Below are 8,887 nucleotides of genomic sequence, written 5' to 3'. Positions count from 1 at the left end.
GGCTCGGTAGCTCAGTTGGTAGAGCAAAGGACTGAAAATCCTTGTGTCGGCGGTTCGATTCCGTCCCGAGCCACCATTTTAAGACGGCGATTGTGGCGAAGTGGTTAACGCACCGGATTGTGGTTCCGGCATTCGTGGGTTCGATTCCCATCAGTCGCCCCATCTTAAGTAACGCGGGTGTAGTTTAGTGGTAAAACCTCAGCCTTCCAAGCTGATGTCGTGAGTTCGATTCTCATCACCCGCTCCAAATGAAGGGCCTATAGCTCAGCTGGTTAGAGCGCACGCCTGATAAGCGTGAGGTCGGTGGTTCGAGTCCACTTAGGCCCACCATATTCCACAGTAGCTCAGTGGTAGAGCTATCGGCTGTTAACCGATCGGTCGTAGGTTCGAGTCCTACCTGTGGAGCCATACGGAGAAGTACTCAAGTGGCTGAAGAGGCGCCCCTGCTAAGGGTGTAGGTCGTGTAAGCGGCGCGAGGGTTCAAATCCCTCCTTCTCCGCCAGTCGTTTTAAATTTAAATATGGCCCGTTGGTCAAGCGGTTAAGACACCGCCCTTTCACGGCGGTAACACGGGTTCGAATCCCGTACGGGTCATCTTAAAAAGGTTTGCATATATGCAAACCTTTTTTTTATTTGCGCTTTTTTAAAGATTAAGTAAACAGAAATAATAGTTAGGAATAATTACCATGAATTTTCAGAATAAAAAGTAAGTTTTAAGCAGGATTTTCCCTATATCATATGGAATTATTCATAAAGTAATAAAGTATGAAGAGTATGGGATAAAGAGTAATTTTAAAGAACATTTATTCTATTATATTTGTAGAAAAGGTTTATGCTTTTACTGTAAAAGGGAATGAGTGGTAAGAAGCGTATATTATGTGCGTATATTATGTTTGAAGTTAAAGGGGTGGCAAAAGTGAATCTAGCGGTTCAGCCTACTGAATTTGATGTTCATTTGTATCACGAAGGAAACTTATTTCGCAGTTACTCTATTTTCGGTGCGCATCAGGTAACGGTAGAAGGAATTGAAGGCGTACGATTTTGCGTGTGGGCACCTCATGCAAAGGGTGTAAGCGTTGTAGGTGATTTTAATAAATGGAACGGTTTTCAACATTCAATGGTTAAAGTTAATGAAGAAGGTATTTGGATGACATTTATCCCTGAATTAGAACAAGGGACTATTTATAAATATGAAATCATCACACAAAGCAATCAAAAAAAATTAAAAGCAGATCCATACGCTTTCTTCAGTGAAGTGCGTCCAAACACTGCTTCTATTGTTTACTCATTGGATGGGTACAAATGGAACGACCAATATTGGCGTAGAAAGAAAAAACAGCAAAATATATATGAAAGACCACTGTGTATTTACGAGCTGCATGCAGGGTCTTGGAGGACTCATGAAGATGGCAGCCTTTATACATACAGTGAATTAGCACAGGAGCTTATTCCTTATATTGCTGAACAAGGTTTTACACATATTGAGTTATTACCAGTCATTGAGCATCCGCTCGACCGATCTTGGGGATATCAAGGAACTGGATACTATTCTGCTACCAGTCGATACGGTACACCTAAAGAGTTGATGAACTTTATAGATGAGTGTCATCAAAATAATATAGGCGTTCTTTTAGACTGGGTACCCGGGCATTTTTGTAAGGATGAACATGGTCTGTATATGTTCGATGGAGAACCTACTTATGAATACAAAAAAGAACCCGACCGTGAAAACTATGTTTGGGGAACAGCTAATTTCGATTTAGGAAAGCCTGAAGTACAAAGTTTTCTCATTTCGAACGCTTTGTTTTGGTTGGAGTACTTCCATATAGATGGATTTCGAGTAGATGCTGTAGCTAATATGCTTTATTGGCAAAATTCTTCTGGAAAAGCAGTGAATGATGGAGCTGTCAGCTTCTTAAAAAAATTGAATGAAGCTGTTTTTAAATCTGATGAGACGATATTAATGATGGCAGAAGATTCAACGGATTGGCCCCTTGTTACAGCACCTACGTATGAGGGCGGTTTAGGCTTTAATTATAAGTGGAACATGGGATGGATGAATGACGTTTTAACATACATGGAAGCTGGCGTGGAAAGACGTCCTTACCTTCACGATAAAATGACCTTTTCACTAATGTATGCGTTTAACGAAAACTTTATTTTGCCGCTTTCTCATGATGAAGTCGTACATGGGAAAAAATCATTACTTAATAAGATGCCAGGTGATTACTGGCGCAAGTTTGCACAGCTTCGACTGCTATATGGATATTTCTTTGCTCACCCTGGGAAAAAGCTTCTATTTATGGGCGGAGAGTTTGGCCAATTTGATGAGTGGAAAGATTTAGAGGAGTTGGATTGGATGCTTTATGACTTTGACATGCATCGCAATCTTAACGGATATATGAAGGACCTCATCAAGATTTATAAGAGAAGCAAGTCTTTATATGAATTAGACCATAATCCAGATGGCTTTGAATGGATTGATGTTAACAATCATCATCAACAAATTTTCTCCTTTATTCGCAAGTCGAAAGAAAATCAGGAGATTTTTATAGTTGTTAGCAATTTTTCTGAGCATCCATATCATTCTTACAAAGTTGGAGTTCCAGTTGAGACAGAGTACATTGAAGTTATTAACAGTGATGACGAAGTGTACGGCGGTTCAGGCATTGTAAATAAAAAGGCATTAAAATCAGTGGATGAATCGTTTCACGGTCAACCTTTTTGCATTGAAATGAATATTCCGCCGTTTGGCATTAGTATACTACGAGCAAAGAGAAAACGAGGGGAGAGAAAACAACATGTTAAAAAAGAAATGTGTAGCGATGTTATTGGCAGGAGGAAAAGGTAGTCGGCTAAGTTCGCTTACAAAAAATCTAGCAAAGCCAGCTGTACCATTTGGTGGTAAGTATCGAATTATTGATTTTGCTTTAAGTAATTGTACAAATTCAGGTATTGAAACAGTAGGTGTATTAACACAATATCAACCGCTAGTTCTCAATTCATACATTGGAATTGGAAGCGCTTGGGATTTGGACCGACGAAATGGTGGCGTTACGGTATTGCCTCCATACGCGGAGTCAGATGGAGTAAAGTGGTATAAAGGCACGGCTAGTGCTATTTATGAAAATTTAAACTATTTGACACAATATGATCCTGAGTACGTACTGATTCTATCCGGTGATCACATTTATAAAATGAACTATGAAAATATGCTTGATTATCATATAAACAAAGAAGCAGACGTAACGATTTCTGTTATTGAAGTACCTTGGGAGGAAGCGAGCCGTTTTGGTATTTTAAATACAAATAGTGACCTAGACGTAATGGAGTTCGACGAAAAGCCACAGCGTCCTAAAAATAATCTAGCTTCCATGGGGATTTATATTTTTAAGTGGAGTATTTTAAAAGAATATTTAGAAATGGATGCACGCAATCCATATTCAAGCCATGATTTTGGGAAAGATGTTATTCCGCTTTTACTAGACGAAAAGAAAAAGCTAATTGCATACCCATTCCAAGGTTATTGGAAAGATGTAGGAACTGTAAAAAGCTTATGGGAAGCGAATATGGACTTGTTATGTGATAAAGACGAGCTTAATTTATTTGACTCTTCATGGAAAGTATACTCTGTTAACCCTAATCAGCCTCCTCAATATATCGCGCCAAACGCCTGCGTGGTGGAGTCATTAGTAAATGAAGGGTGTGTTGTTGAAGGGAACGTAGAGCAGTCCGTGTTATTTCCAGGTGTACAAATCGGCTCAGGTTCTGAGGTTAAGAAAACGGTTGTCATGCCTACTGCAAAGATAGGCTCTAACGTATATATTGAAAACGCAATTGTTCCATCGGACATTGAAGTTCCAGACGGTACTATTATTCGACCGACCAAAGGAAGCGAAGAAGTAATTCTTGTTACTCAAGAATTGATTGAATCAGTTGCTAAATGCATTTAACGAACAGAGAGGATGAACGACATTGAATAATCAAATGCTTGGTATTATTGATGCTTGTACAAACACAACAGCGCTGCAGCCTTTAACCTTTTATAGATCGATTGCTGCCATTCCTTTTGCAGGGCGCTATCGACTAATCGATTTTACGCTTTCTAATATGGTGAACTCTGGAATTTCGAGCGTTGCCATTTTTCCTCGTGATCGCTATCGCGCATTGATGGATCATATAGGTTCAGGAAAAGAATGGGATTTGGATCGGAAGCGAGATGGATTGTTTATCTTTCCTCCTATGACAAGTGATTTACACTTAGAAAGTCCATCACTATTCACACAGTTCCGTTATCATATTGACTATTTCTTAAGAAGTAAGCAGGAATACGTATTAATTGCTAATAGTTATACGATATGTACAGTTGACTTTGAGCACGTACTGCAGCGTCATATTGCTTCAAATGCAGATATTACTGAAATGAAGCAAGGTGATAAATCGCTTAATATGTATATTATTAATAAATCTATTCTTGTTGATATTTTGCAAAATGAATCCCATGATTTCTATACGATTAAAGAGCTAGTTCGATATATGGCACAGTCTCATCGTGTAGAAAAGTATGAGCACCATGGATATACGGCTGAGATTTCTAGCTTAGATGCCTACTATAAAACAAGTATGGAAATTTTATCTCCAGATGTTTGGAAGCAGTTATTTATCAACGAACGTCCTGTTTTCACTAAAGTAAAAGATGAACCGCCTACTCGTTACGCAAAAAAAGCGGTTGTGAAAAACTCAATGATCGCAAATGGGTGCGTGATTGAAGGACATGTGGAAAATAGTATTATCTTCCGAGGCGTTAAAATTGGAAAAGGTACGGTTGTTAAGAATAGCATTGTGATGCAAAAAGGCGTTATTTTAGAAAATAGTGTATTAGAAAACGTTGTTTTAGACAAAGATGTGAAAATAGGAAGTAATGAAACGTTGCTAGGTGAGTCAGGTCTACCTAGAGTCATTGCTAAAGGAACAACTCAAGGAGCGTTGATGAAGTCGTGAATGTATTATTTGCTGTATCAGAATGTGTACCTTTTATTAAAACAGGAGGATTAGCAGACGTAGCTGGTGCCCTGCCTAAAGAATTAAAAAAATTAGGAACGAACGTATGTGTAGTTATGCCAAAGTACGGAACCATTCCTCAACATTATCAAGATGAAATGGTACTTGAGAAAGTTATTCATGTGCAGGTTGGGTGGAGAAGACAGTACTGCGGAATTGAATCGTTAACGATGGATGGCGTTAAATATATTTTCATTGATAATGAATATTATTTTAAAAGAGATAGCTTATATGGGCACTACGATGACGCTGAACGATTTGCTTTCTTCAGCAGAGCTGTGCTTGAAGCTATCCCATTTTTAGAGAATGAGCCTGATATTATTCATTGTCACGACTGGCATACGGCTATGATTCCATTTTTACTTCGTGCTAATTATGATATGTATGATCATATTCAAACGGTCTTTACGATTCATAACTTGCAATTCCAAGGAATCTTCCCTAAAAGCAATTTATATGAGTTATTGAATTTAAATGATTATTATTTTACTACAAGCCAGCTCGAGTTTTATGGGAATATTAATTTTATGAAAGCGGCTCTTGTATCAGCTGATAAAATTACCACGGTAAGTCCTACATATCGAGATGAAATTCAAATGCCATATTACGGAGAAAGTTTAGATGGATTATTGCGTCAGCGAAATCAAGATTTAATTGGGATTGTAAATGGAATCGATGAAGAAGCTTATAGCCCAGACGCAGATCAACTTATATCTTATCCTTATTCGGTAGAAGAGATTGAAGGAAAATATAAAAATAAAAAAGAGCTCCAGCGCTATCTTGAATTAGAAGAAAATAAGGATGTTCCAATTATTTCGATGGTTACAAGATTAACTCAGCAGAAGGGATTGGATTTAGTTAAGCACGTTTTCCATGAGACGGTTAACTTAGGAGCCCAAATTGTTATTTTAGGAACTGGTGAACACGAGTTTGAGCAGTTTTTCCGTGAGATGGAAGATACGTACCCGCAACAAGTAAAAGCCATTATTGGTTTTAATGAGGAACTTGCTCATAAAGTTTATGCCGGTACGGATTTATTTTTAATGCCTTCCCGTTTTGAGCCTTGCGGACTCGGACAATTAATAGCCTTAAAATATGGAACCATTCCAGTCGTGCGTGAAACGGGCGGCCTGAATGACACGGTCAAAGCTTATAATGAATATAGCGGAGAGGGAAATGGCTTCTCTTTTAAGAATTATAATGCTCATGACATGCTTCATACGTTAGAAAGAGCTGTTTCATTTTATCACCAGAAAGATGTATGGAAAAAATTAATGATGGATGCTATGAGTCAGGATTATAGCTGGGGGCAATCGGCATTTAAATATAATCAATTGTATTCAAATTTGACATCTACTCCATCGTGAAAGGGTGAGCAGATTGTTCTCTGATAAAAAAAGCTTTCAAGAGGCTTTTTTAAAAAAGCTGGAAATGACATATGGAAAGAGCTTTAAAGAATCTACTGTTCAAGATCACTATCATACATTAGGAAATATGGTGCGAGAGTATATTAGCAGCGATTGGATTTCCACCAATGAAATTCATAGGTCTTCACATACAAAGCAAGTGTATTATCTTTCTATCGAATTTTTATTAGGCAGACTATTGGGTCAAAATCTGTTGAACTTAGGAATTCGGGAAGTTGTAAAAGAAGGATTAAGTGATCTGAATATTTCACTTGAAAATATTGAGGAAATAGAAGTAGACGCAGGATTAGGAAACGGCGGATTAGGCAGGCTTGCTGCTTGTTTTTTAGATTCTCTTGCTTCACTTAATCTTCCTGGTCACGGTTACGGGATTCGCTATAAACACGGTTTGTTTGATCAAAAGATTGTAAACGGCTTTCAAATTGAGCTCCCAGAACAATGGTTAAGGCATGGGAATTCATGGGAGGTACGCAAATTAGATCAAGCCATAGAAGTGAACTTTTGGGGCGAAGTTGAAATGGTACAGGAAGACGGAAAATTTTCTTTTCGTCATGTAAAAGGAGAACCCGTCTCTGCTGTTCCTTATGACATCCCGGTTATCGGGTATAAAACAGATACAGTGAATACACTTCGCCTTTGGAATGCGGAGCCTTCATCATTTCCAGTACATAAAGATGTGATGGAGTATAAGCGTCAAACAGAGGCTGTATCAGAATTTTTATATCCGGATGATACACATGAAGATGGTAAAATATTAAGGTTGAAACAGCAATATTTTCTTGTGTCAGCCAGCTTACAAAGTATTATCAGAGCACATCGAAATACCTATCAAACACTTACAAACTTTCACGAAAAAGTAGCCATTCATATTAACGATACGCATCCTGTACTTGCGATTCCTGAGCTAATGAGAATTTTACTGGATGAAGAAAAAATGGAATGGGAAGATGCATGGCATATTACGTCCAATACGATATCATACACAAATCATACGACTCTTTCTGAAGCCCTTGAGAAATGGCCGATTGATTTATTTCAACCCTTGCTTCCACGCGTGTATATGATTATTGAAGAAATTAATGAGCGTTTTTGTAAAGAATTATGGGAAGCATATCCAGGGGACTGGCAGCGGATTGAAAATATGGCTATTTTAGCGCACGGGTTAGTAAAGATGGCTCATTTAGCAATTGTGGGAAGTTATAAAGTAAACGGCGTGGCAAAGATTCATACTGATATTTTAAAAGAACGAGAAATGAAAGATTTTTATCAGTTTTATCCTGCTAAATTTAACAATAAAACGAATGGAATTACTCACCGGCGCTGGTTGTTAAAAGCTAACCCGCAGCTTTCCTCCCTTATTACCGAGATGATAGGAGATAAATGGATTAAACAGCCGCATTCTCTTATAAAGCTCCAAGAGTATGTGGAAGATCCAAGCTTTTTACAAGGACTAAAAACAGTAAAACAACAGCGTAAAAAGCTGCTTGCGGATATTATTCAAGAGCAAACGGGAATTAAAATAGATTCACATTCTATTTTTGATGTACAGGTTAAAAGGCTTCATGCTTATAAAAGGCAGCTTTTAAATGTGCTGCACATTATGTATTTGTACAATCGATTAAAAGAAGACCCTAATTTTCAAATTGTTCCTCGTACATTTATTTTTGGTGCGAAAGCATCTCCCGGCTATTATTATGCAAAAAAAGTCATAAAGCTAATTAATTCTGTAGCTGATGTTGTCAATCATGATCCACAAACATCACCGTTTTTAAAAGTCGTTTTTTTAGAAAACTATCGAGTGTCACTTGCTGAGTATATCTTTCCGGCAGCGGATGTCAGTGAACAGATTTCAACAGCCAGCAAAGAAGCTTCGGGAACGGGAAATATGAAATTCATGATGAACGGAGCATTAACTCTTGGCACCATGGACGGAGCGAACGTCGAAATTAGCGAGGCAGTAGGAAAAGATAATGTCTTTATTTTTGGGCTAAAAGCCGAAGAAGTGTTGAGCTATCAGCAAAATGGAGGATACCGTGCCTATGATTATTACCATCATGATAAGCGGATTCGACAAGTGCTCGAGCAGCTTACAAACGGCTTCCTACCTGACACATATGACTTATTCGAGCCTATATATGATTCATTACTAATGCAAAATGATGAATACTATGTACTCCGTGACTTTGACTCATACGTTACGGCACAGCAAAAAGTAAACGAAGCTTATAGAAATGAAAATAAATGGCTTCAAATGAGTGCGACGAACATTGCACATTCCGGCTTTTTTTCTAGTGATCGAACGATTGAGGAATATGCATCTGATATTTGGGGAATTCACTCCACTAAAAATTTATTGAATCAATCAATCAATAAATAAATAAAAAAGGTCCAGTCTTTGA

General features: G+C 38.0%; 5 protein-coding genes and 7 tRNA genes. All 12 read left to right on the top strand.

All coding sequences use genetic code 11. The annotated features are described in order from the left end of the window. The 12 genes from N178_RS24270 to N178_RS24215 all read left to right on the top strand — a co-directional run bounded on the left by N178_RS24270 (window position 1) and on the right by N178_RS24215 (window position 8,865). Window positions 1–76, top strand: a tRNA-Phe gene (locus N178_RS24270). A 10-nt stretch (window positions 77–86) separates the two neighbouring features. Then, a tRNA-His gene (locus N178_RS24265) sits at window positions 87–162 on the top strand. Window positions 163–173: 11 nt separating this feature from the next. Continuing rightward, window positions 174–247 (top strand) — tRNA-Gly (locus tag N178_RS24260). 6 nt (window positions 248–253) lie between these two features. Continuing rightward, window positions 254–330, top strand: a tRNA-Ile gene (locus tag N178_RS24255). Window positions 331–333: 3 nt separating this feature from the next. Beyond that, window positions 334–408, top strand: a tRNA-Asn gene (locus N178_RS24250). A gap of 3 nt (window positions 409–411) precedes the next feature. Continuing rightward, window positions 412–502: transfer RNA gene (locus N178_RS24245), tRNA-Ser, on the top strand. Window positions 503–522: 20 nt separating this feature from the next. Then, a tRNA-Glu gene (locus N178_RS24240) sits at window positions 523–594 on the top strand. A 295-nt stretch (window positions 595–889) separates the two neighbouring features. Beyond that, entirely contained in the window at window positions 890–2,851 is a 1,962-nt protein-coding gene (gene glgB / locus N178_RS24235; protein ID WP_045295393.1) for a 1,4-alpha-glucan branching enzyme, read from the top strand. Further along, complete coding sequence (locus N178_RS24230) at window positions 2,802–3,953, top strand: glucose-1-phosphate adenylyltransferase (protein ID WP_016765788.1); 1,152 nt, start codon at window positions 2,802–2,804, stop codon at window positions 3,951–3,953. Before glgB ends, N178_RS24230 begins: the two co-directional genes overlap by 50 nt. A 22-nt stretch (window positions 3,954–3,975) precedes the next feature. Beyond that, window positions 3,976–5,001, top strand: coding sequence for a glucose-1-phosphate adenylyltransferase family protein (locus N178_RS24225; RefSeq protein WP_045295391.1), 1,026 nt, complete (start codon window positions 3,976–3,978; stop codon window positions 4,999–5,001). Further along, window positions 4,998–6,428, top strand: coding sequence for a glycogen synthase GlgA (gene glgA, locus N178_RS24220; RefSeq protein WP_033579578.1), 1,431 nt, complete (start codon window positions 4,998–5,000; stop codon window positions 6,426–6,428). Before N178_RS24225 ends, glgA begins: the two co-directional genes overlap by 4 nt. Before the next feature lie 13 nt (window positions 6,429–6,441). Beyond that, window positions 6,442–8,865 carry a glycogen/starch/alpha-glucan phosphorylase gene (locus N178_RS24215; protein ID WP_045295389.1) on the top strand — a complete coding sequence of 808 codons (2,424 nt, stop codon included), beginning with the start codon at window positions 6,442–6,444 and terminating at the stop codon, window positions 8,863–8,865. The last annotated feature ends 22 nt before the right edge of the window (window positions 8,866–8,887 follow it).

The sequence above is a fragment of the Priestia aryabhattai B8W22 genome (assembly GCF_000956595.1).
Taxonomy (GTDB): Bacteria; Bacillota; Bacilli; order Bacillales; family Bacillaceae_H; genus Priestia; species Priestia aryabhattai.
The sequence above is the reverse complement of the archived record's forward strand: the minus strand, read 5'-3'. Positions and strand labels throughout refer to the sequence as shown.